Raw genomic sequence first — 20,293 nt, forward strand, 5'->3', positions numbered from 1 at the left:
ATGGATAGCACCGTCCGCCCCATCTCACCGAACGCCAACGCCAACGCCGCCGTCGCCGCAGGCAACGGCCCGGCGCCGGCGCGCGTGCCTGCCCTGCCGCCCACGCGGCGCGTGAACGAGCCCGGCGCAGCGGCGCGGCCGCAGCATGCCCCGTCCCAGCTCAGGGGCGGCCTGCAGGCGTGGGACAGCCAGCTGCAGGACGACGTCGCGCGCGCGCAGGAGGCGCTCGACTACCTGGAGCGGCTGCAGGGGCAGCTGGAGAACATCAAGGGCGACCTGGCCGCGCGCCTGTCCGGCGCGCGCAATTCGCGCCAGCTCGAAACGCGCATCCGCCAGCTTGGCGGCATGCTGTCGGCACGCGGCAAAGAGGCCGGCGGCGTGGACGCGCAGCTCGGCTTTTCCGGCGGGGCGCCGGCCCGGCAGCACTTTCGCATTCGCGGCCTGGATCTCGCGGCGCTCAAGGCCGCCGGCACGCGCACGCTTGCGCTGACGGTAGGCGGCGGCCCGCAGGTCAAGGTCGATCTCGAGGGCGACATGACGTCAACGCAGGTGGCCCAGCGCTTCGACCGCGCACTGGCCCCGCTCAACCTGCACGCCAGCCTGGACGAGCACGGCCAGCTGGTCTTTTCCAGCGCAGAAGCCGACTGGGCCAAGGTCAAGGACAGCATCGTGCTGGTCGGCGCCGGCCGCGTCACCACCGAGGAAGTGGGCACCGCGCTCGAGCCGCAGGCCTGGGATACCGGCAATGCGGACGCGCTGCGCCAGAGCCTGCGCGAAGTGGTGCAGGCGCTCGCGCGCGTGCGCCGCTCGCAGGAGGCGGCCAGCGCCGCGCTCTCCGCCGCGATCGAGCGCATGAACCACGCCAAGGCGCCGCCGCCCCAGGAAGCGCAGCAACTGGCGCAGCAGTTCGTCGACACCGCGTCCAGCCCCGACTACGACTCGCTGATCGCCCTCACCTCCGCGCTGGTGGGCGTGAGCCGCGACCGCGTGATCGCGTTGCTCGGCCAGGGCTGACGGCCCGCGCTAGATCCTGCGCACCGTGATCGAGCTGCCGCGCAGGTCGATGTCCCTTATCTGCAGGCTGCCGAAACTCGGCCCGCTGGTGGCGTGCCCGACCCGGATGTTCTTGAGCTGGATTTCGCCGATGGAGCTGGGCAGGTAAAAGGTCACCGAGCCGTCCTTGTTCACGACCGCGCGCGCCTGCGCCGGGTCGACCTTCACGTCCTTCACCGAGACATCGGCATTCAACAGCCCGGCCATGGGATTGAACAGCGTTGCCAGCTGCGCGAGCACGCGGGCGCCGCCGTTGTCGTCGTGCTTGCCGTGCTGGCTGGCCGCGTCCGCATGCAGCTGCTGCAGCGCCGCCAGCAGCCGCTCTGCATGCTGCGCCTGCAGCCGCAACCCGTCCTCGCCCGCGCCCTGCCCCGCCACCTTGCCCAGTTCGGCATCGGACAGTGCGGTCATGCTGCGCTGGACCACGGGCGGCGCGACGGCAGTGCTGGCGGCCAGCGCCTGCACCGGTGCCAGCAGGGCGCCGGCCAGCGCCGCCGCCATGCGCAGGTTGCGCTGGCGCCGCATCGCGCCGCGCACCTGCGCTTCGGTGATCAGCTTCAGCTCGGCCAGCACTTCGCCAAGGCGCTTGCCCGAACTGCGCTGCGCTGCGATCGCCTGCGCCAGCTGTTCCTCCGAAATCAGCTTCTTCCCGAGCAGGATCTGCCCGAGCCGCGACTGCTCCTGCCGTTGTCCCAGCCAATCCATATGCCCCTCCCTGGCGCCGCCAGCCGTGGTCGCTTACTGGGCCACGGCGGCGCGCAGCCGCATGCCGATCTTGTTGTTCAGTTCCGTCAGCCTGGCGTTCACCTGCGCCTGGTTGGCCTTGGCCACGCCCTCGCCCAGCGTCTTCTGGATCTCGGGCGCCAGTGCCTCGAACTTGGCCTTGACCGGCGACTCCAGGATCGCCGCCAGCTGCCTGAGCTCCTCCTCCGTGAAACGCTGCGCCAGCAGCGGCGCGATGGTCGATGCCACCACCTGCTGCGTGCTCGCGCGCACCAGCGGCGCCTCCTCCGCGAGGAACTTGTTGGCTTCGTCGGCAATGTCCTTCAGTGCCGCGTCCTGCTTGTCCGGCGCCGCACGCCCCTGCAGCACCGCGCGCGCCTGGCGCACCGCCTCGGCCGCCGGCGCCTGCAGCATCGACAGGCCCACGTTCTCCATCGGCATTTTGGCCAGCACGCGCTGCACCAGCGCCTGCTTTTCCGGCGAGACCGGCTGCGCCGGCTGGGCCCATGCGCTGCCGGCGGCAAGCGCGGCAAGCACGGCAAGTGAGAGACGAAGCATCGATTCCTCCTGTGTCAGAACGGCCGCGTGAACGACAGGCCGGCATAGCGCACCACCAGCTTGCCGGCCACGTCGGTGGCCGCGTACGGGTTATAGATCACGTTGAAAAAGCCGTCGCAGTTCAGGTTGCAGTCGCTGCGCGCGGGGATGTTGTACTTGCCGGTCAGGTAGCTGGCCGCCAGGTTCAGTTCACTGCCATTGTCGAAGCGGTAGCGCAGGCCCAGGCTGTGCAGCCTGGTGTCCGGCAGCGGCGCCAGGAGGCTCATCTTGTCGCCGGGGATGGAGCTCTTGCGCGGCTCGAAGCCGGCCCGCAGCGTCAGCTTCGGGGTGACGAACAGCTGCGCGCCGAAGCCGAAGTTGACCACGCTGCGAAAGCCCATCTGGAACGTGGCCTTGGTCGAATCGGCGTAGCCGAACAGGCGCGCCAGCTCGAGCATCTTGATGCTGCGGTCGAAGCGGAAGGTGATCTCCTTCCACTGCGCCCAGTCGGCGTAGCTCACGTCCGCGTTCAGCTGCAGGAACGGCAGCGGCTTGATCTTCACGCCGGCCTGCACGCGCCACGGGAACGGGATCGAGGCCATCATGTTCCCGGTCTGGTACTCGGGAATGTCGGGCGGCAGCCCGGTGACCGCACCCACGACGGGACCGAGCAAGCTGGAATTGAGGCCGCGCGTGAATGCGCGCAGCATCGGGTCGGAATGGAAGTTGTAGTTGCCGCTGTAGGCGGTGCGCGTGCCGCCCTGGTACACAGCGCCCAGCGCCAGCCACGGCCTGGGCTCCCACAGCACGCCGATATTGACCGTCGGGTCGAACGAGGCGTGCAGGTCGAAGTCGATGTTGGCCGCGCGCTTGAACGGATCGACCATCCCGTCCGGACCGCCGCCGCACAGGCCGAAGGTGAGGGTATCGAGGATCGTGCCGTTCCCGTCCGGGCACAAGCCCTTTTGCAGCTGGCCCACCGTGCCGAGCAGCTTGTTCGGCGCGCGGTAGTCGGTGTTGATCGCGAAGTTCGAATACGCGATCGGCACCGAGATCCCCACGCGCAGCGTGTCCGATATCTTGTAGCCGGCGGCGGGCGACAGGTACACCAGCCGCTGCAGCTGCACCAGGCGGCCGTCGAAGCGCGCCGGGTCGTCCGGATCCTTGGTGCGGTCCATGCTCATCGCCTGCGACAGGTAGACCATGGTGCCGAAGGTCCAGCGCGAATCGGGCGCGTTCCACGCCACGCCCAGGCCCGGCACCGCCACGCCCGGCAGGCGCGCCTTGGGCACGCCCACAAACGGCAGCGCAATCGCCTGCCGCACCGGTCCGCTGTGCTTGCCGTTGATCGGGTCATCCTTGAAGCCGCCGATGTCGATGTCCGGCGCGCTGTGGAACTCGTTCGGGTTGCGGATCGACGCCACGAACGCCGTGTCGACGTGGTTGAAGCCCTTCAGCCGCGCCAGCCCGGCCGGGTTAAAGTGGATCGACTCGATCCCCGGCGGGTCGGCGGTGACCGCGTTCCCGAGCGACATCGCAATCGCGCTGGTGGCCAGGTTCTCGGTCACGCCCGCGCGCGCGCACGGCAGCGCGGCGGCCAGCGCACAGGCGAACAGGAGCGGTCGCATGCGCGGCCTCACAGCGACAGCGGCACGCCCACGGTGACGCTCATGTTCGGCGCCGATGCCGTCAGGCCGGCGCCGACGGTGACGTTGACGGTGGTCTTGGGCGAGGTGCGGTAGCCCACGCCCACCGACAGCACCCCGGCCGACTGGGTGCCGGTCTGCGCCTCCCTACCGTTCTCGAAGCGCAGCCGCGACTGCGCCGTGATCGCCTCCTGGAACGAGAACGAGGTGGTGATCTTGTACGACAGCGCATAGGCAAAGCCCAGCCCCAGTCCCACCGTGCCGCCCGGCTTGACGTCCTTGAGCACCGCGCCCGAAAGCATCTGCGACAGATGCCGCGCCGGCGCGCCGAAGCCGGCGCTGAAGGACCCGAACAGCGCCACCGGATCGACGATCCTGGTCATGTTCAGGCCCAGGTTGAGCATGTGGATGCCCGAACCGGTGGCCAGCCCGCGCTGCGGATCGACCTTGAACGGGCTGGTGCCGGTGGCCAGGCGCAGCGCGCTGGTCACGGTGAGCGTGGTCTCGTCGCGCTTCGATTCGAGCGGCTGCCAGCGCAGCCCGAGCCCCAGGTCGCCGATCGTGTGCGACACGCCCGAGTAGCCGGCCGCGTCCGAATAGCGGCTGATGAAGGGCAGCGTCACGTTCGCGCTCAGGTTGTTGAGCAGCCCATGGTCGATCATCACCGTGTTGGTGAACGTGTGCGAGCTCGTGTTCTCGATCGAGAACAGCGTCGCGGTGCCCGAGGACAGGTCGGCGTTGATCTTTTCCTGGCCGATGTAGGCGTAGTTGAATTCGTAGTTGAGCTGGGTGTGGCCCTTGCGGATCAGCGAGTACTGCTTGTCGACGGCGGTCAGCGTGTCCTTCAGCAGCGTGGTCTGGTCGACGTCGCCGTCCTTCTTGGCCAGCGCATCGCGCACGGCATCGCTGCTCGCGCCGCCGGTTGGCGCTTGCTGGGCCCAGCCAGGGGCGGCGAAGAAGATGGCGGCCAGTACCAGCGATCGGGGGATTCTCATGGGGCTCCTTGATTGGCTATTGTTTGTGGATCCAGGTGCCGCCCATGCCGTTGAGCAGGCGTTCCATCTGCGGCTGGATATCGGGTGCGCGCAGCAAACCGCGGTCGCGCACGCGGTCCATGTCCACCACGCCCAACTCCTGGTCCGACAGCGCCAGCAGCGCGGCCGGTGCGTGGCCCTTGGGGGGATAGGCGATGAACAGCGTGTTGCGGTCCCACAGCGTGGCGAATTCGGTCACGGAGAAAGTGATGTTGCCGGCCGACGGATCGGCCAGGAAGACCAGGCCGTCGCGCACGCCGCGCAGCACGACGAAATGCTTGAAGCCGGCGTAGTCGATCGGGACGATGGCCGGCTCGGCCAGCGTGAGCAGGTCCGGCAGCTCGGCCTTGAAGCCGGCGCTGTCCACCCCGAGCGAAGCCAGGTAGCGCTTCATGTCCAGCAGCGAAAAGCCGCGCCGCTCGATGATCTTGTCCTTCTCGCCGAAGGCCATCATGCCTTCCATCGACTGCTGCTCGGTGACGGCGATGCCCAGGTGGTAGTTGAGGATCGTGACCAGCGCGGCTGAGCCGCAGCTGTAGTCGTAGGCCTGGCGGACGATGTGCTTGTACTTCAGTTCGGAGAACGGTTCCAGCGTCACCGCCTGCGGCGCGCTGGAGGCGACCGACAGCGCCGCGGGCATCGCGAACTGCCCCTCCGGCCGGTCTTGCGGCGCGTGCCGCGACCAGATGCCCGAGCCTCCCAGCACCATGGCCAGGACTCCCAGCAACACTGTGATCATTGCGTCTCCCTGGCGCAGCAGCGCCGGCTGTTTTTGTCTTAACGTGGCTCTTTGGCTACGTTTATTGCACTTTGTTCATATTTTGGATGCATGCAAGCAAAGCAAGTGTTATAAAACGCTGACGTTTTTGTTAAAAACCGCTCATGGAAGGGCCAGGATGAGGACGTGGGAAAGGATCAGCCAGGCGCTGGGCGTCAAGCCGGTCGCCAGCGCCGAGATTGCCGGGCTGCCGCTGCGCGCGGAACGCTACATCTTCCAGCTCAACGCCTGCGACGTGCCCGCGCTCGACGCCATGGTGATGGCCTGCCACCTGGGCGGCGCGCGCGCCACCATCCGCCGGCCATCGGGGCGCCCGCTCGACTTCATCCCCAGCTCCTCGGCGGTATTCCAGCCCGGCTTTGCCAGCCGCTGGATGTTCGGCGGCGCGATCGACTTCGCGATGTTCCACTTCCTCGATGCCAGCCACGAAAAGGTCACCCACCTGGCCAGCCTGCTGGCGCGGCGCGGCAAATCGGCCCCGCTGTCCGATCCGCTGGTGGGGGCCAGCGCGCAGCAGCTGCTGGCCGAGATCGGCGGACCGGCCGCCCCCAACCAGGGCTTCCTGGCGCGCCTGTCCGAACTGATGCTGGAACAGACCTGCCGCGTGATCGAAGGCCACAGCGCGCGCCGCGCCCCGCCCGACCCGCTGCACCTGGGGCGCCTGCAGGGGGTGCTCGAATGGATCGGGCAGAACCTGTCGGAAGACCTGTCCAACGCCGCGCTGGCCGCCCGCGCCGGGGTCTCGGAATCGCACTTTCGCCGCATCTTCGAAGAGGCGATGGGCATGCCGCCGCACCGCTACGTGCTGCGCCAGCGCCTGGAGCGGGTGTACCAGCTGCTCACCCGCACCAGCTTTTCGATCGCGCGCGTGGCCGCGCAATGCGGCTTCAACAGCCAGAGCCACATGACGGCCTGCTTTGCGGCCGCCTACGGCATCACCCCGGCGCGTGCGCGCCAGCAAGCCCGCCCGTGAGGGCCGCTTGAGCGTTTTTTGATAAAGACGGGATCGTTTTCCGACGCGCCATTGTTTCTGCAAGTTACATAATTAACAAAAACACGACGGCCCGCCGCTCCGGCCAGGGCCGCCTTGACGGAGACAATCGATGAGCACCGCGAACTCTGCGCGCCGTTTGGTGCGCGTGTCGGCGTGAACTACCTGTCCGCCCACGACGTCGTACAGTGCATCCGCTCCTGCCTCGAGGCTGGCGGCGAAGACGCGGGCGCGCTGTTCGCCCGCGCCGGGCTGGCCGATTTCGAAGAGAGCGCCGCGCAGGCCCCCGACCTGCTGGCGCTCTCGGACCAGTTCAGCCTGCTGTGGGAAGCGCTGGCCGCTGCGGCCGGCGACCCGCTGCTCGGCTTTCGCATCTTCCCGCCCGACCCGCTCAGCTGGCTCGGTGCGCTCGGCCACCTGATGCTGGCCGCGCCCACGCTCAAGAACGCGGCCGACAGCCTGATGCGCTACCTGCCGCTGTTCTCGCCGATCGTGCGCGCGACCATCGAGCCGACCGGCGAGCACACCCGCGTCGGCCTGCACCTGATCGGCAGCGCGCGCCCGGTGCCGCAGCAGCGCTACGACTTCACCTGGAACCTGCTGCTGTCCACGCTGCGCTTCGTCGCCGGGCGCCCGGCGCTGCGCCCGGCCCTGGTCGAATATGCCTATCCCGCGCCGGCCGCCAGCAGCCAGTACGAGCAGCGCTTCGGCTGCCCGGTGCACTTCGGCGCGCCCGGCAACGCGCTCGCATTCGCCAACGCCGACCTGCTGGCGCCGATCCCCACCGCCAGTCCGCTGGCCGCCGCCGGGCTGACGCGGCTGCTGGACGAGAAGCTGGCCGTGGCCGAGCGCAGCAGCGTGGCCGCGCGGGTGCGCGCACTGCTGCCGGCCATGATCGACGAGGGCGCCGCGCTGGTGCGCGAGACGGTGGCGCGGCGCCTGGCGATCAGCGAGCGCACGCTGCAGCGCCGGCTGGCCGACGAAGGCACCGATTTCTCGACCCTGCTGGACGAGGTGCGGCGCGCGATCGCGCAGCAGCAGCTGGGCAGCGACAAGACCAGCCTGAAGCACCTGAGCTACAAGCTCGGGTTTGCCGACCCCAGCGCCTTCCACCGCGCCTGCCTGCGCTGGTTCGGCAAGGCGCCCAAGGAACTGCAGCTGGCCAGCCGCGCTAATGCCCCCACAGCCGCAACTGTCCCTGCATCGTCATCTCGCCGTTCAGGATGAAGCGGCCAAGGCTGCTGGTGACCGGCGCACGCGGGTCGGCCTGCACGCTGAGCGACTCGAAGCCGGCGTCGGTGAACCGGGTCGATCCGGGCAGGCCAATGGCCACGTAGGCGCTGCCGTCCGGCGCGGTGTGCGCCGAAATGTTCAGGCCCACCATCTGCACCACGCCCGACAGGTTCTTCACCACCGTGTAGGTGGTCCTGCCGTCCACCTGCTGGCCGATCGACAACCGGCTGTCGCCGCTGCTGCCGTCGGCCCCGGGCGTATTCAATTCGAGCCGCACCGCAAAGCTCACGCCGTCGCGGCCTGCCACCTGCGCCAGCTCGCCCTCGTCGAGCGGCCTGGGGCCGGCCAGCGCGCCTGCCGCGGCTGCGCACAACAGGAAGGCGCAAGCGTGGCGCTTCATTGGCGGAACTTGATGTCCAGGTACTGCAGCTGGATCGCGCCGATGCGCGACGACCCCAGGTCCACCGCGCCGCCCACATCGCTGCGAAAGCCGATGTTCGAGATCTGCAGCGTGCCGGACGGCGCGCCTTGCGCGTCGGGCCAGCCGATCCCGATGTGCAGGCTTGGATTGCCCGCCGCGTCGGTGCGCGCGTTGAAGATGCCCGGCTGGCTGGTGATGTCGGCGACCTTCCACGGCGCCACCGGCTCGGCGCCGTCGTTGGCCGCGCCAATGCGCAGGCCTGATAGCACCATCGCCTCGCCTGGCGCATCGCGCCCGTTCGGCTGCAGGGTCAGGCTGCCCAGCGTCGCGCGCAGCGAGTAGCCGAAGGCCAGCCCCTCGTCCGCCTGCGGCGTGGACCACTGCAGCGCGCCGCCGAACAGGCTCAGGTCCTTGAGCATCACGCAGCCGCCGTAGGCGTCGCGCCCGCCGGCGCGCACGCTGAAGTCGAACGCGGCCTGCCACACCTCCAGCCCGGCCGCGTTGGCCGGCCGCGCCAGCGTGATGATGTCGGCCATGCCGGGCGCGCCCTTGAGCACGTCCAGGCGATACGGGTCGGCGAACGGCGCGGCGGTATTGTCCGAGCGCGAGGCGCTGAAGCTGGAGATGGCAAAGCCGCTGCTGTTGTCGCCCGTGGTGTAGCGCAGCTCGGCATTGCCGCCGATCGCAAACCCGGACAGGTTGAAGCTCATGCCGTCGCGCCCGGACACCTTGGCCAGCGCGCTGTCCGGCAGGCGCTCGAGCGCGGGCGCGGCGGCCGGGACCGACAGCAACAGGAGCAGCAGGCGCCTCATCGTCCCGGCGGCAGGTTCGGCGGCAGCGCGCCGTTCACCGTCAGCGCGGTGAGCTTGTCGCGCCAGTTGAGCCAGACCCCGGCCTGCGCCGTGGTCAGCGCCGGCATGCCGGGCGCGGACGGGAACTGCACCGGCGCCTTGAGCACCGCGATCCAGAAGTCGCGGCTTGGCCCGTTGGCGTCGCCCGCGGTCACCGCGCCCACCTGCGACAGCGACAGCGTGCACGTGGCGCAGGTGCCATCCCAGCGCTTGCCGCCGCCGGGATCGTTGAGCGTATCGACCACGCCGGCCGCGCCGCCGTCGATGCGCAGCGCCCCGGACAGGGTCGCGATGCGCATGCCGACGTCGCCCGCGATGCCGTCAAAGCCCAGGCGCATGCCGATCACTTCGCGCACGCCCGCCGTGGCCGTGTCGCGATAGACGAATTCAAAGTAAGGGTTGGTGATCTGGACCAGCCGCCGCGCATCGCCCGCGTCGCTGCGCCCGAACTGCAGCGCGCCGATGTCCAGGTCGGCGCCGCCGCCGTTGCGCGCGGCCCAGGTGTACTCGCCCATGCGCATCTGGTACAGGTTGGCGCTCAGCGTCACGTCGGCGTCCAGGCCGATGCGGGTGAAATCGAAGCCGTTCAGGCTGCTGTTGGACACCGTGAACAAGCCTTGACCACGCACCGCGCCCAGTTCGGCGTCGGACATGGGCTTGAGCTGCGCCTGCGCGGCCAGCGTCACGCAGGCGAGCAGGGACGCGGCAAGCCGCATCGCACAGGTGCGAAGTGTCGGAACACGCATCGGCAGTGGTGTTTGGCGAGGTAGGAAAAGCGGCCCGCGCTTGTGCCGCGGGCCGCTGCGCAGGGCTTAGTGGGCCCAGATGTAGACGCTGCTGCCTTGCAGCTTGATGTCGTTCATCGCCATGGCGCCGAACGAGGCGTTCGAGCCGCCCATCGAGATGCCGCCCACCGACACGTTCAGGCCGTTGGCAGCTGCCACCGCGATTTTCGGGATCGCGATCTTGACCACGTCGCCGCCGCCGTAGAAGGCCTGCAGCGCGGCGCCCTGTGCGGCCGCAGCCGGGGTTGCGCCCATCGTGGTCGGGTCGATCACGCCCAGCGTGCTGCCGTAGGCATCAGCCAGGAACGAGGTGCCGTTGATCACGTCCAGGGTCATCGCGAACGTGCCGTTGATGCCGATGTTCTTGAAGCTGACCGAGGCGTTTTCGGTGGTGTTGGTGTACTTGAACTCGCCGATGTTCATATGCAGGTCGGCGGCGATCGAGACGCCGTCCTGGCCCGAGACTTTGGACAGCTCCTTGTCCGCGATCGGCGTCATGGCCGAGGCGTAGGCGGTGAACGAGGACACGACGGCGGCGAGAGCCAGTTTGTTCAGCAGTTTCATTGTTATCTCCATGGTTGTTGTAATTGCTACGATGGGACTCTGCCCGGCTCCCGGCACGATCCGCGCGTGTCCGATCCCGGCTTGTGGCCTTCTCCGAGGCGGTCCGGTGGGAGCGAGTTGCTCTTAATCAAAAGCTAATTAAGAATGACCATGTTATAACTGCCGTGTTGAAAAATGCATCGGCACACGCTGGCGGCAGAAGCCAAATGGATGGCTTGCCGAGCCACGCGCGCGGCAGGCGCGAAAAAAAACCCGCTGTCGTAAAACAGCGGGTTTTTTGTGCAGCGCGGCGGCTTATGCGGCCTCGCGGCTGGCCTTCTTGCGCTCGTGCTCTTTCAGGAAGCGCTTGCGCAGGCGGATGCTCTTCGGCGTGATCTCGACCAGTTCGTCGTCCTCGATGAACTCGACCGCGTACTCCAGCGACAGCTGGATCGGCGGGACCAGGCGCACGGCTTCGTCGGTGCCCGAGGCGCGCACGTTGGTCAGCTGCTTGCCCTTGACCGGGTTGACCACCAGGTCGTTGTCGCGCGAGTGGATACCGATGATCATGCCCTCGTACACCGGGGTGTTGTGCTCGACGAACATGCGGCCGCGGTCCTGCAGCTTCCACAGCGCGTAGGCGACGGCGGCGCCGTCTTCCTGCGAGATCAGCACGCCGTTGCGACGGCCAGCCAGCTCGCCCTTGCCGTTATCGACCGGGGCGTAGGCATCGAACACGTGGCTCATCAGGCCGGTGCCGCGGGTCAGGGTCATGAAGTCGCCCTGGAAGCCGATCAGGCCACGCGCCGGGATGCGGTACTCGAGGCGCACGCGGCCCTTGCCGTCCGGTTCCATGTTCTGCAGGTCGCCACGGCGGCGGCCCAGCTCTTCCATCACGCCGCCCTGGTTCACTTCTTCCACGTCCACGGTCAGCAGTTCGTACGGCTCGCACTTGACGCCGTCGATGTCCTTGAACACCACGCGCGGGCGCGACACGGCCAGCTCGAAGCCTTCGCGGCGCATGTTCTCCAGCAGGATCGTCAGGTGCAGCTCGCCGCGGCCCGACACTTCAAAGATGGTGTCGTCGTCGGTCGGCAGCACGCGCAGCGCCACGTTCGATTTCAGTTCGCGGTCCAGGCGATCGCGCAGCTGGCGGCTGGTCACGAACTTGCCTTCGCGGCCGGCCAGCGGCGAGGTGTTGACCATGAAGTTCATGGTCAGGGTCGGCTCGTCCACGGTCAGCATCGGCAGCGCGTCAAGGGTGTCCGGTGCGCACACGGTCGAACCGATGCCGATTTCTTCGATACCGTTGATCAGCACGATGTCGCCGGCGACGGCTTCATCGACCAGCACGCGCTCCAGGCCCTTGAAGTTGAGCACCTGGTTGATGCGGCCCTTGATCGGGGTGCTGTCCGGGCCGTTCAACACGGCCACGTCCATGCCCGGCTTGATGCGGCCGCGGCTGATGCGGCCGATGCCGATCTTGCCCACGTACGACGAGTAGTCGAGCGAGGTGATCTGCATCTGCAGCGGGCCGTCCGGGTTGTCGTCGCGTACCGGCACGTATTTCAGGATCGCTTCGAACAGCGGCTTCATGTCGCCGTCGCGCACGTCTTCGGTAAGACCCGCGTAGCCGTTCAGGCCCGAGGCGTAGATGACCGGGAAGTCGAGCTGCTCGTCGGTGGCGCCGAGCTTGTCGAACAGTTCGAAGGTCTGGTTGATCGCCCACTCGGCGCGCGCGCCCGGACGGTCGATCTTGTTGAGCACGACGATGGGCTTCAGGCCCAGCGCCAGCGCCTTGCGGGTCACGAAGCGGGTCTGCGGCATCGGGCCTTCCTGCGCATCGACCAGCAGCAGCACCGAGTCCACCATCGACAGCACGCGCTCGACCTCACCGCCGAAGTCGGCGTGGCCCGGGGTGTCGACGATGTTGATGTGGGTGCCTTCGTACTCGACCGCGCAGTTCTTCGACAGGATGGTAATGCCGCGTTCCTTCTCGAGGTCGTTCGAGTCCATGACGCGGGTATCGACCTGCTGGTTTTCGCGGAAGGTGCCCGACTGGCGCAGCAGCTGGTCGACCAGGGTCGTCTTGCCGTGGTCAACGTGGGCGATGATTGCGATATTACGAATCGCGCGTTTGGTCTCTGACATTGTCTATCCAGGTGAGATTGTTGCGGGTGTACGAGGGGCCGTACGTGCTGCCAATTTCGGAAACCGGCTAGTATAGCACGGATACGGCCGCTGCTCCATCGCAGCCCCGAAAAAGCCGTGAATTTTCAACGGCTTGCGGATGAGCCGCCACAGCAGGGGGCCAAGCGCGCGGCAGGCGCGGCCAGTATCGCATCCGAGCGTGACAATTTCACGAATCGATTACAGGATGTAAATGCCGTTGCAGCGGGCTCGTCCTTATCGCAAGTTATCGCGACAACAACCTGCGAAAGGCCCTGTCATGAGACGCTCGATCGGCATCACCCCTGCGCTGGCGTTCGTATTTGTCCTGCTTGCAGCCTGCAGCACCAGTCCCCCCGCGCCCAGCCCGGCGCCGGCGCCGCCCGCGTCCGGCAGCGATTTCCAGTTTGCGCGCGCCCGTGAGATGCGCGCCCTGGCCCCGACGCAGGCCGCGCGCATTTCGGTCACTGGCGCCCGGTACAGCCCCGCGCCGTTTCTCCAGCCGGGCAACCGGTTTGCAACCAGCGCGCCGAACAAGCCGCTGCTGGTGGCCGAGCAGCCGGTCTCCACTTTCAGCGCCGACGTCGACACCGCCTCGTACGCCTATCTGCGGCGCGTGCTGACCGAGGGCCGCGTGCCGTCGCCCGACGCCGTGCGCGTCGATGAGATGGTCAACTACTTCCCCTACCAGTACAGCGCGCCGCGCGGCCGCAGCGAGCCGTTCGCGGTCACCACCGAGGTCATGCCGAGTCCATGGAACCCAGCGAACCAGCTGGTGCATATCGCCGTGCGCGGGTTCGACCTGCATGCAGCCGAACGGCCGCGCGCCAACGTCGTGCTGCTGGTGGACGTGTCGGGTTCGATGGACGCCGCCGATCGACTGGGGCTGCTCAAGCAAGGCTTCCACCTGTTCGCCAGCCAGCTGCGCGATGACGACCAGGTGGCCATCGTCACCTACGCCAGCGACACCCGCGTGGCGCTCGAGCCGACGCCGGGCAAGGACAAGCAGAAGATCCTCGCCGCGATCGAAGCCTTGCGGGCCGGCGGCAGCACGTCCGGCGGCGAGGGGCTGCAGCGCGCCTATGCGCTTGCCGAGCGCAACTTCGACGCGCAAGCCGTGAACCGCGTGATCCTTGCCACCGACGGCGATTTCAACGTCGGCATCACCGATCCGCGCCAGCTGGAGAATTTCATCGCGTCCAAGCGCAAGACCGGGGTCTACCTGTCGGTGTTCGGCGTTGGCGAGGGCAACCTGAACGACGCGCTGATGCAGCGCCTGGCCCAGTCGGGCAACGGCCAGGCAGCCTACATCGATTCCCTGCTCGAAGCGCGCAAGGCCATGGGCGATGCGCTCGGCTCGACCATGTTCCCGATCGCGAACGACGTCAAGCTGCAGGTCGAATTCAACCCCGGCCAGGTGCAGGCCTATCGCCTAATCGGTTACGAAACCCGCATGCTCGATCGCCAGGACTTCAACGACGACAAGGTCGATGCCGGCGACATGGCAGCCGGCCACACCGTCACCGCGATCTACGAGATCACGCCGGTTGGGGCAAGCACGGGCAGCGTCGATCCGCTGCGCTACGGCGGCGCGCGCGCCACGCCGGCTTCGGGTGCAAAGGGCGACGAGCTTTGCTTCGTCAAGCTGCGCTACAAGCTGCCGGGCGAAGCGTCCAGCCGGCTGGTCGAGCATGCCGTGCGCGCGGCGTCGGCGCACAAGCGCCTGGACGCGGTGCCGGACGAGCAGCGCTTCGCGGTCGCTGTTGCCGCATTCGGCCAGCGCCTGCGCGGCGAACACCAGCTGGCCGACTACAGCTATGCCGACATCGCCACGCTGGCGAACTCGGCGCGCGGCACGGACCCCGATGGCTACCGCGCCGAATTCGTCCGGCTGGTGCGCATGGCCGATGCGCTCAGCGCGGCCGGTTCGCACTGAGCACGTTCGACCGGGCACGCAGCCAGCCCTTTCGTCAGCAGTGAAAACGTCGTTCCGGCGTGCGCCGGAACGACGGTCAGGCAGTCAGCGATCAGGCCTTGTCCAGCGCGGCCAGCGCCTTGCCGATGCTGGTGCGCTGCGCCTCGTCCTTGCTCGCTTCGCGCAGCGCCTGCAGCGCCTGGCGATGCGCCACGGCCAGCGCCTCTTTCTCGTCCACCGCAACGTCCGGCGGCACGCCGACGCCGTCCCAGCTCTTGCCGGTGACCGGGCTGACCGACTCGCCGATCGGCACCGACAGCAGGTAGTCGTTGGCTACGGCCACCAGCTCGTTGGGATTGCCGCCGCCGCGCGTGGTGGCGCCCACCAGCGTCGCGCGTTTCAGGCTTTGCAGCGCGTAGGCGAACGCCTCGCCTGCCGAGAAGGTGCGGTTGGACGTGAGCACGTACACCGGCTTGTCCAGGTAGCGCTTGCCCGGCACGTAGGCCTGCGTGAACATGTGCTCCGTGCCGCGGCCGCGCATGCGCAGCTCCATCAGGTCGATCGACCCGTCGAGCAGGTAGCTGGCCAGCAGCTGCATCGCTTCGCCGCCGCCGCGGTTGCTGCGCAGGTCGATGATAAGGGCGTCGGTGTTGGCCAAAAAGCCCATCGCCGCCGCGATCGTCTCGCCGCAGAGCTGGCCGTTGTCGTGAAACTGGATGACGTCCAGATAGCCCACGTTCCCCGGCAGGACCTCGACCTTGCGCAGCCCGTAGTTCTCGCGGCGTTCATTGTCGCGCTGCGCGGGCGAGCTGACAAAGGCGGCCGGGCGCATCGCCTGCGCATTGGGCTGGTGCTGCAGCGACATGTGCTTGTCGTGCGAGACCTCCTGCAGGTGCGTGGTCAGCAGCGTGGCAAACGCCCGCTCGTCGGCCGCGCCCGCGTAGTCGCCGGCCTTCTGGTGGCGGCGCACGTTCTGCTCGATCGCGCCGAAGCGGTCGGGGAAGACGTAGTCGGCCTTGATGCGGGCGAGCGTCTCGTCGATGACGGCATCGCGCGTGGCAGGGGCGGCGTGGACGGCCGGGGCAAAGGCCAGGAAGACGGTGGCGGCAAGGGCCAGCGAACGCAGGTGCATGGACAATCTCCAAAAAGTGACGGTACCCACTTTTTGCAAGACCCATGCCAGCCTGTCCTTACAGGGGAAAGCCAGCGGCGGCGCCGTCCGCGGACGCATGCATACCGCGTCCGCCGGACAGCGCGGACAGCGTTATGCCGAAGGGGCCGCCGCGACCAGGCGCTCGGGCGCGAGGATCGCGTATTCGCCGAAGAGGCCAGTGCCAAGCAGCCGGCCGTTGTGGTAGATGCGCGCCCTGCCCTGCTCGGCCGGCACCGCCACCGCCGGCTCCTTGCCCAGCGCCAGCCGCTGGCCGTGCAGGAAGCGCTTGGCCAGATCGTCGGTCAGGTCGATGCGCGGGAACGAAGACAGCAGCGCATCGACCGGCGCCAGCAGCGAGCGCGGATCGGGATGCGCCTGCAGCGCTTCGAGCGTGATCATGTGCTCGGAGGTCAAGCCGCCAACGCCGGTGCGGCGCAGTGCCGTGAGGTGCGCGCCGCAGCCCAGCGCCGCGCCGATGTCCTCGCCCAGCACGCGCACGTAGGTGCCCTTGCTGCAGGTGACGCGGATCTTCAGGAACGGGGCCTCGTAGCCGATGAAATCGAGCCCGTGGATGGTGACCGGCCGCGCCTCGCGCTCGAGCGTGACGCCTTCGCGCGCGTATTCATACAGCGCCTTGCCGTCGCGCTTCAAGGCCGAGTACATCGGCGGCACCTGCATGATCGGCCCGCGAAAGCGCGCCAGCGCCGCCTCGATCTGCTCGAGCGTCACGTCCACTTCGCGGCCCTCGACCACGCTGCCTTCGGTGTCGCCGGTGGTGGTCATCACGCCCAGGTGCACGGTGGCCTCGTAGGTCTTGTCTGCTTCCAGCAGGTCCTGCGAGAACTTGGTCGCTTCGCCGAAGCACAGCGGCAACAGGCCCGTGGCGAACGGATCGAGCGTGCCGGTGTGGCCGGCCTTTTTAGCGTTGAGCACGCGCTTGGCCTTGATCAGCGCGTCGTTGGACGACAGGCCGACCGGCTTATCCAGCAGGAGCACGCCGTCCACCATCTCGCGTGCTTTTTTGAACGGGCGCTCGCTCACTCGGTGTCCGCGTCGTTGTCGCTGTCTTCCTGCGGCCGCGTGGTGGCCATGGCCTGGTCGATCAGGGCCGACATGGCCATGCCGCGCATGGTCGAGGTGTCGTGGATGAAGTGCAGCTGCGGCAGCGTATGGATGTGCAGGCGCTTGCCGAGCTGGTTGCGCAGGAAGCCGGCCGCCTTGGTCAGGCCGTCCAGCGTGGCGCGCACCGCTTCCGGGCTGTCCTTGAGCAGCGTGAAGTAGACCTTCGCGTGCGCGTAGTCGGGCGTGACCTGCACTTCGGTGAGCGTGACCATGCCCACGCGCGGGTCCTTCAGCTCGAAGCTGATGATCTCGGACAGGTCGCGCTGGATCTGGTCCGCCACGCGCTGGCCGCGCTGGGGGATGCTTTTGCTGTGTTTTGCCATGTTCTGACTGCTTATTCTTTTATCGTCGTCCCCGCGGAGGCGGGGACCCATGCTGAGTGTGCCAGCACGCGACAGTCGCCGCTTCAGCAAGCTCAGCATGGGGCCCGGCCTTCGCCGGGACGACGTGTGCGATTCAAATAAAACTTGGGGCCAGGAAGCTTTCATGCTCCCTGACCCCAGATGGTACTCCTAAGACTGTGCTTAGAGCGTACGGGCCACTTCCTGGATCTCGAACACTTCCAGCTGGTCGCCCACCTGGATGTCGTTGTAGTTCTTCAGCGAAAGGCCGCACTCGAGGCCGGCACGCACTTCCTTGACGTCGTCCTTGAAGCGCTTGAGCGAGTCGATCTCGCCGGTCCACACCACCAGGTTGTTGCGCAGCAGGCGCACCGACGAGGTACGCTTGACCACGCCATCGGTGACCAGGCAGCCCGCGACCGCGCCGACCTTGGACACCAGGATGACCTGGCGAATCTCGACCTGGCCGGTGACGTGCTCGCGCTTCTCCGGCGCCAGCATGCCCGACATGGCGGCCTTGATGTCGTCGATCGCATCGTAAATGATGTTGTAGTAGCGAATATCGACGCCGTTGGCCTCGGCCAGCTTGCGCGCCGACGCGTCGGCACGGGCGTTAAAGCCGATGATGACTGCCTTCGACGCAACCGCCAGGTTGACGTCCGACTCCGAAATGCCGCCCACGGCTGCGTGCACGATCTGCACCCGCACTTCCGAGGTCGACAGTTTCTGCAGCGAACCGACCAGCGCTTCCTGCGAACCCTGCACGTCGGCCTTGATGATGAGCGGCACGTTCTTGACTTCGCCTTCGGCCATCTGGTCGAACATGCTCTCCAGCTTGGCTGCTTGCTGCTTGGCCAGCTTGACGTCGCGGAACTTGCCCTGACGGAACAGCGCGATTTCGCGCGCCTTGCGCTCGTCGGCCATCACCATCGTCTCTTCGCCGGCCTGCGGCACTTCGGTCAGGCCCTGGATCTCGACCGGGATCGACGGACCGGCTTCGGCCACCGACTTGCCGTTCTCGTCCAGCATCGCGCGCACCCGGCCATACGAGGAACCGGCCAGCACGATGTCGCCGCGCTTGAGGGTACCCGACTGCACCAGGATGGTCGCGACCGGGCCGCGGCCCTTGTCCAGGCGGGCCTCGACCACCAGGCCTTTGGCCGGCGCGTCGGTCGGTGCCTTCAGTTCCAGCACTTCGGCCTGCAGCAGCACGTTTTCCAGCAGGTCGTCGATGCCCTGGCCGGTCTTGGCCGACACCGGCACGAACGGCGAATCGCCACCGTATTCTTCCGGCACCACGCCTTCGGCCACCAGCTCCTGGGTCACGCGGTCGGTATTGGCGCCTTGTTTGTCGATCTTGTTGATCGCCACCACCAGCGGCACACCGGCCGCCTTGGCGTGGGCGATCGCTTCCTTGGTCTGCGGCATCACGCCGTCGTCCGCCGCCACCACCAGGATGACGATGTCGGTCGCCTTGGCGCCGCGGGCACGCATGGCGGTGAACGCCTCGTGGCCCGGGGTGTCCAGGAAGGTGATCATGCCGCGCGGAGTGTCCACGTGGTACGCACCGATGTGCTGGGTAATGCCGCCGGCTTCGCCCGCCGCCACCTTGGCGCGGCGGATGTAGTCCAGCAGCGAGGTCTTGCCGTGGTCAACGTGGCCCATGACGGTGACCACCGGAGCGCGCGGCTTGGACTCGTACTGGGTCTGTTCGCCCTGCTCGGCCAGGATCGCTTCCGGATCGTCCACCGCGGCGGCGTGCGCCTTGTGGCCCATTTCCTCGACCACGATCATGGCGGTTTCCTGGTCCAGCACCTGGTTGATGGTGCACATCTGGCCCAGCTTCATCAGCTGCTTGATGACCTCGGAGGCCTTGACCGCCATCTTGTGCGCCAGTTCGGCCACGGTGATGGTCTCGGGCACGTACACGTCGTGCACGATCGCCTCGAGCGGGGCCTGGAAGTTCGACTCGCGGTCCTCGCCATGGCCACGGCGGCCCTTGGCGCCACCGCGCCAGCCATCGCGGCCGGCCGGCACTGCCGCGCCGCGGGTCTTGATGCCAGCGCCGCGTTTCTTGTCGTCCGACCAGGTCGAGGCGACATTAGCGGACTTGATCGACTTCTTGTCGGCGCCTTTCTTGGGCGCTGCCTCGGCGGCTTTCTTCTCAGCCGGCTTGTGCAGCGTGCCTTCGGCGGCCTTCGGCTTGGCGGCCACCGGGGCCGGGGTCGGCTCGGGCGCCTTGATCACGCGGCGCGGCTGCGACATCATGGCGCGGATCTGCGCCACCTCGTCGGCCACGGCCTTGCGTGCGCGCTCGGTTTCGGCGGCGCGCTCGGCAGCTTCCTTGGCGGCGGCAGCAGCCACGCGCTTGGCTTCCTCGTCCTCGGCCTTGCGTGCCGTCTCGCTCTTGGCGGCGGCAGCGCCGGCGGCTTCGGCAGCCTTGCGCTCGGCTTCGCGCTTGGCAGCAGCTTCGGCGTCGCGCTTGGCTTGTTCTTCGGCAGCCTTGGCCTGGGCGGCCTTCTCGGCTTCCAGCTTGGCCAGGCGCTCCTGCTTCTCGCGCAGCTCGGCTTCCTGGCGTGCGATCAGCTCGCTCTGGCGGCGCGCCTCTTCCTCGCGGCGCGCCTGCTCGGCGGCGTCGACGACGGGCGCGGCGGCCGGCTCGGCCGGCTTGGCAGCGGCCGTGGTCAGCTGGTCGTCACGCTGCACGAAGGTGCGCTTCTTGCGTACTTCGACCTGGATCGTGCGGCTCTTGCCGGTGGCATCGGCCTGCTTGATCTCAGTGGTTTCCTTGCGCGTGATCGTGATCTTCTTCTTCTCGGTTTGCGCGCCGGCGCCGTGGGTACGGCGCAGGTGGTTCAGCAGCTTGTCCTTATCATCTTTCGACAAGGGATCTGACGTCGAACTTTTCTCGACGCCAGCAGAACGCAGCTGAGTCAGCAGCAGGTCTGCAGGCATCTTCAGTTCGGTGGCAAATTGGGCTACGTTGTTACTCGCCATT

General features: G+C 67.8%; 18 protein-coding genes. 4 read left to right on the plus strand and 14 right to left on the minus strand.

What is annotated here, in order from left to right; genetic code table 11:
• Entirely contained in the window at positions 1-1,014 is a 1,014-nt protein-coding gene (locus NX774_RS13420; protein WP_258822674.1) for a hypothetical protein, read from the plus strand.
• Between the two features lie 9 nt (positions 1,015-1,023).
• Here NX774_RS13420 and NX774_RS13425 read toward each other — a convergent pair whose 3' ends face one another.
• Genes NX774_RS13425 through NX774_RS13445 form a run of 5 tightly spaced genes read right to left on the minus strand, consistent with a single transcriptional unit; the run spans position 1,024 to position 5,732 of the window.
• A complete protein-coding gene (locus NX774_RS13425) occupies positions 1,024-1,758 on the minus strand; it encodes a cyclic di-GMP-binding domain-containing protein, MshE-related (RefSeq protein WP_258822675.1) in 735 nt (244 codons plus the stop codon).
• 33 nt (positions 1,759-1,791) lie between these two features.
• Positions 1,792-2,334, minus strand: coding sequence for a DUF2059 domain-containing protein (locus NX774_RS13430; protein ID WP_258822676.1), 543 nt, complete (start codon positions 2,332-2,334; stop codon positions 1,792-1,794).
• 14 nt (positions 2,335-2,348) lie between these two features.
• The gene (locus tag NX774_RS13435; protein WP_258822677.1) at positions 2,349-3,941 is read right to left on the minus strand and encodes an OmpP1/FadL family transporter; all 1,593 of its coding nucleotides are present in this window, start codon (positions 3,939-3,941) and stop codon (positions 2,349-2,351) included.
• A gap of 8 nt (positions 3,942-3,949) precedes the next feature.
• Positions 3,950-4,954 carry a transporter gene (locus NX774_RS13440; RefSeq protein WP_258822678.1) on the minus strand — a complete coding sequence of 335 codons (1,005 nt, stop codon included), beginning with the start codon at positions 4,952-4,954 and terminating at the stop codon, positions 3,950-3,952.
• 16 nt (positions 4,955-4,970) lie between these two features.
• Positions 4,971-5,732 carry a C39 family peptidase gene (locus NX774_RS13445; RefSeq protein ID WP_258822679.1) on the minus strand — a complete coding sequence of 254 codons (762 nt, stop codon included), beginning with the start codon at positions 5,730-5,732 and terminating at the stop codon, positions 4,971-4,973.
• A gap of 157 nt (positions 5,733-5,889) precedes the next feature.
• Between NX774_RS13445 and NX774_RS13450 the strand changes: the two genes are divergently transcribed.
• Positions 5,890-6,744: a helix-turn-helix domain-containing protein gene (locus NX774_RS13450; RefSeq protein WP_258822680.1), complete on the plus strand. Its 855-nt coding sequence runs from the start codon at positions 5,890-5,892 to the stop codon at positions 6,742-6,744.
• A gap of 114 nt (positions 6,745-6,858) precedes the next feature.
• Positions 6,859-7,989, plus strand: coding sequence for an AraC family transcriptional regulator (locus NX774_RS13455; RefSeq protein ID WP_258822681.1), 1,131 nt, complete (start codon positions 6,859-6,861; stop codon positions 7,987-7,989).
• On the opposite strand, the gene NX774_RS13460 is transcribed toward NX774_RS13455, so the two are convergent.
• The 5 genes from NX774_RS13460 to typA all read right to left on the minus strand — a co-directional run bounded on the left by NX774_RS13460 (position 7,934) and on the right by typA (position 12,746).
• A complete protein-coding gene (locus NX774_RS13460; RefSeq protein ID WP_258822682.1) occupies positions 7,934-8,395 on the minus strand; it encodes a hypothetical protein in 462 nt (153 codons plus the stop codon). The genes NX774_RS13455 and NX774_RS13460 overlap by 56 nt on opposite strands.
• The gene (locus NX774_RS13465; RefSeq protein WP_258822683.1) at positions 8,392-9,228 is read right to left on the minus strand and encodes a hypothetical protein; all 837 of its coding nucleotides are present in this window, start codon (positions 9,226-9,228) and stop codon (positions 8,392-8,394) included. Before NX774_RS13465 ends, NX774_RS13460 begins: the two co-directional genes overlap by 4 nt.
• Positions 9,225-10,013 carry a hypothetical protein gene (locus NX774_RS13470; RefSeq protein ID WP_258822684.1) on the minus strand — a complete coding sequence of 263 codons (789 nt, stop codon included), beginning with the start codon at positions 10,011-10,013 and terminating at the stop codon, positions 9,225-9,227. Before NX774_RS13470 ends, NX774_RS13465 begins: the two co-directional genes overlap by 4 nt.
• 66 nt (positions 10,014-10,079) lie before the next feature.
• On the minus strand, positions 10,080-10,616 hold the full coding sequence (locus NX774_RS13475; protein WP_258822685.1) for a DUF6160 family protein: 537 nt from the start codon (positions 10,614-10,616) through the stop codon (positions 10,080-10,082).
• A 294-nt stretch (positions 10,617-10,910) separates the two neighbouring features.
• Positions 10,911-12,746 (minus strand): translational GTPase TypA, encoded by a 1,836-nt coding sequence (gene typA / locus NX774_RS13480; protein ID WP_258822686.1) that lies wholly within the window; start codon positions 12,744-12,746, stop codon positions 10,911-10,913.
• 298 nt (positions 12,747-13,044) lie between these two features.
• Here typA and NX774_RS13485 point away from each other — a divergent pair, with 298 nt between their 5' ends.
• Positions 13,045-14,700 (plus strand): vWA domain-containing protein, encoded by a 1,656-nt coding sequence (locus NX774_RS13485; RefSeq protein ID WP_258822687.1) that lies wholly within the window; start codon positions 13,045-13,047, stop codon positions 14,698-14,700.
• A gap of 91 nt (positions 14,701-14,791) precedes the next feature.
• Here the strand turns inward: NX774_RS13485 and NX774_RS13490 are convergent, their stop codons facing one another.
• The 4 genes from NX774_RS13490 to infB form a co-directional block, all read right to left on the minus strand.
• Complete coding sequence (locus NX774_RS13490; protein WP_258822688.1) at positions 14,792-15,811, minus strand: S41 family peptidase; 1,020 nt, start codon at positions 15,809-15,811, stop codon at positions 14,792-14,794.
• A gap of 132 nt (positions 15,812-15,943) precedes the next feature.
• A complete protein-coding gene (gene truB, locus NX774_RS13495) occupies positions 15,944-16,840 on the minus strand; it encodes a tRNA pseudouridine(55) synthase TruB (RefSeq protein ID WP_258822769.1) in 897 nt (298 codons plus the stop codon).
• A 29-nt stretch (positions 16,841-16,869) separates the two neighbouring features.
• Positions 16,870-17,277 carry a 30S ribosome-binding factor RbfA gene (gene rbfA, locus NX774_RS13500; RefSeq protein ID WP_258822689.1) on the minus strand — a complete coding sequence of 136 codons (408 nt, stop codon included), beginning with the start codon at positions 17,275-17,277 and terminating at the stop codon, positions 16,870-16,872.
• 201 nt (positions 17,278-17,478) lie between these two features.
• On the minus strand, positions 17,479-20,292 hold the full coding sequence (gene infB, locus NX774_RS13505; protein WP_258822690.1) for a translation initiation factor IF-2: 2,814 nt from the start codon (positions 20,290-20,292) through the stop codon (positions 17,479-17,481).
• Position 20,293 lies beyond the last annotated feature (1 nt).

It is taken from the genome of Massilia agilis, assembly GCF_024756255.1.
GTDB classification, from domain to species: Bacteria; Pseudomonadota; Gammaproteobacteria; order Burkholderiales; family Burkholderiaceae_D; genus Telluria; species Telluria agilis.

Bases quoted from the DNA above. Each gene is read 5' to 3' on its own strand.
- infB (WP_258822690.1), bottom strand. From the start codon at position 20,292: ATGGCGAGTAACAACGTAGCCCAATTTGCCACCGAACTGAAGATGCCT.
- NX774_RS13430 (WP_258822676.1), bottom strand. From the start codon at position 2,334: ATGCTTCGTCTCTCACTTGCCGTGCTTGCCGCGCTTGCCGCCGGCAGC.
- NX774_RS13435 (WP_258822677.1), bottom strand. From the start codon at position 3,941: ATGCGACCGCTCCTGTTCGCCTGTGCGCTGGCCGCCGCGCTGCCGTGC.
- NX774_RS13485 (WP_258822687.1), top strand. From the start codon at position 13,045: ATGAGACGCTCGATCGGCATCACCCCTGCGCTGGCGTTCGTATTTGTC.
- NX774_RS13475 (WP_258822685.1), bottom strand. From the start codon at position 10,616: ATGAAACTGCTGAACAAACTGGCTCTCGCCGCCGTCGTGTCCTCGTTC.
- NX774_RS13420 (WP_258822674.1), top strand. From the start codon at position 1: ATGGATAGCACCGTCCGCCCCATCTCACCGAACGCCAACGCCAACGCC.
- NX774_RS13425 (WP_258822675.1), bottom strand. From the start codon at position 1,758: ATGGATTGGCTGGGACAACGGCAGGAGCAGTCGCGGCTCGGGCAGATC.
- NX774_RS13460 (WP_258822682.1), bottom strand. From the start codon at position 8,395: ATGAAGCGCCACGCTTGCGCCTTCCTGTTGTGCGCAGCCGCGGCAGGC.
- NX774_RS13490 (WP_258822688.1), bottom strand. From the start codon at position 15,811: ATGCACCTGCGTTCGCTGGCCCTTGCCGCCACCGTCTTCCTGGCCTTT.
- NX774_RS13440 (WP_258822678.1), bottom strand. From the start codon at position 4,954: ATGAGAATCCCCCGATCGCTGGTACTGGCCGCCATCTTCTTCGCCGCC.
- NX774_RS13450 (WP_258822680.1), top strand. From the start codon at position 5,890: ATGAGGACGTGGGAAAGGATCAGCCAGGCGCTGGGCGTCAAGCCGGTC.
- NX774_RS13445 (WP_258822679.1), bottom strand. From the start codon at position 5,732: ATGATCACAGTGTTGCTGGGAGTCCTGGCCATGGTGCTGGGAGGCTCG.
- NX774_RS13470 (WP_258822684.1), bottom strand. From the start codon at position 10,013: ATGCGTGTTCCGACACTTCGCACCTGTGCGATGCGGCTTGCCGCGTCC.
- rbfA (WP_258822689.1), bottom strand. From the start codon at position 17,277: ATGGCAAAACACAGCAAAAGCATCCCCCAGCGCGGCCAGCGCGTGGCG.
- typA (WP_258822686.1), bottom strand. From the start codon at position 12,746: ATGTCAGAGACCAAACGCGCGATTCGTAATATCGCAATCATCGCCCAC.
- truB (WP_258822769.1), bottom strand. From the start codon at position 16,840: ATGGTGGACGGCGTGCTCCTGCTGGATAAGCCGGTCGGCCTGTCGTCC.
- NX774_RS13465 (WP_258822683.1), bottom strand. From the start codon at position 9,228: ATGAGGCGCCTGCTGCTCCTGTTGCTGTCGGTCCCGGCCGCCGCGCCC.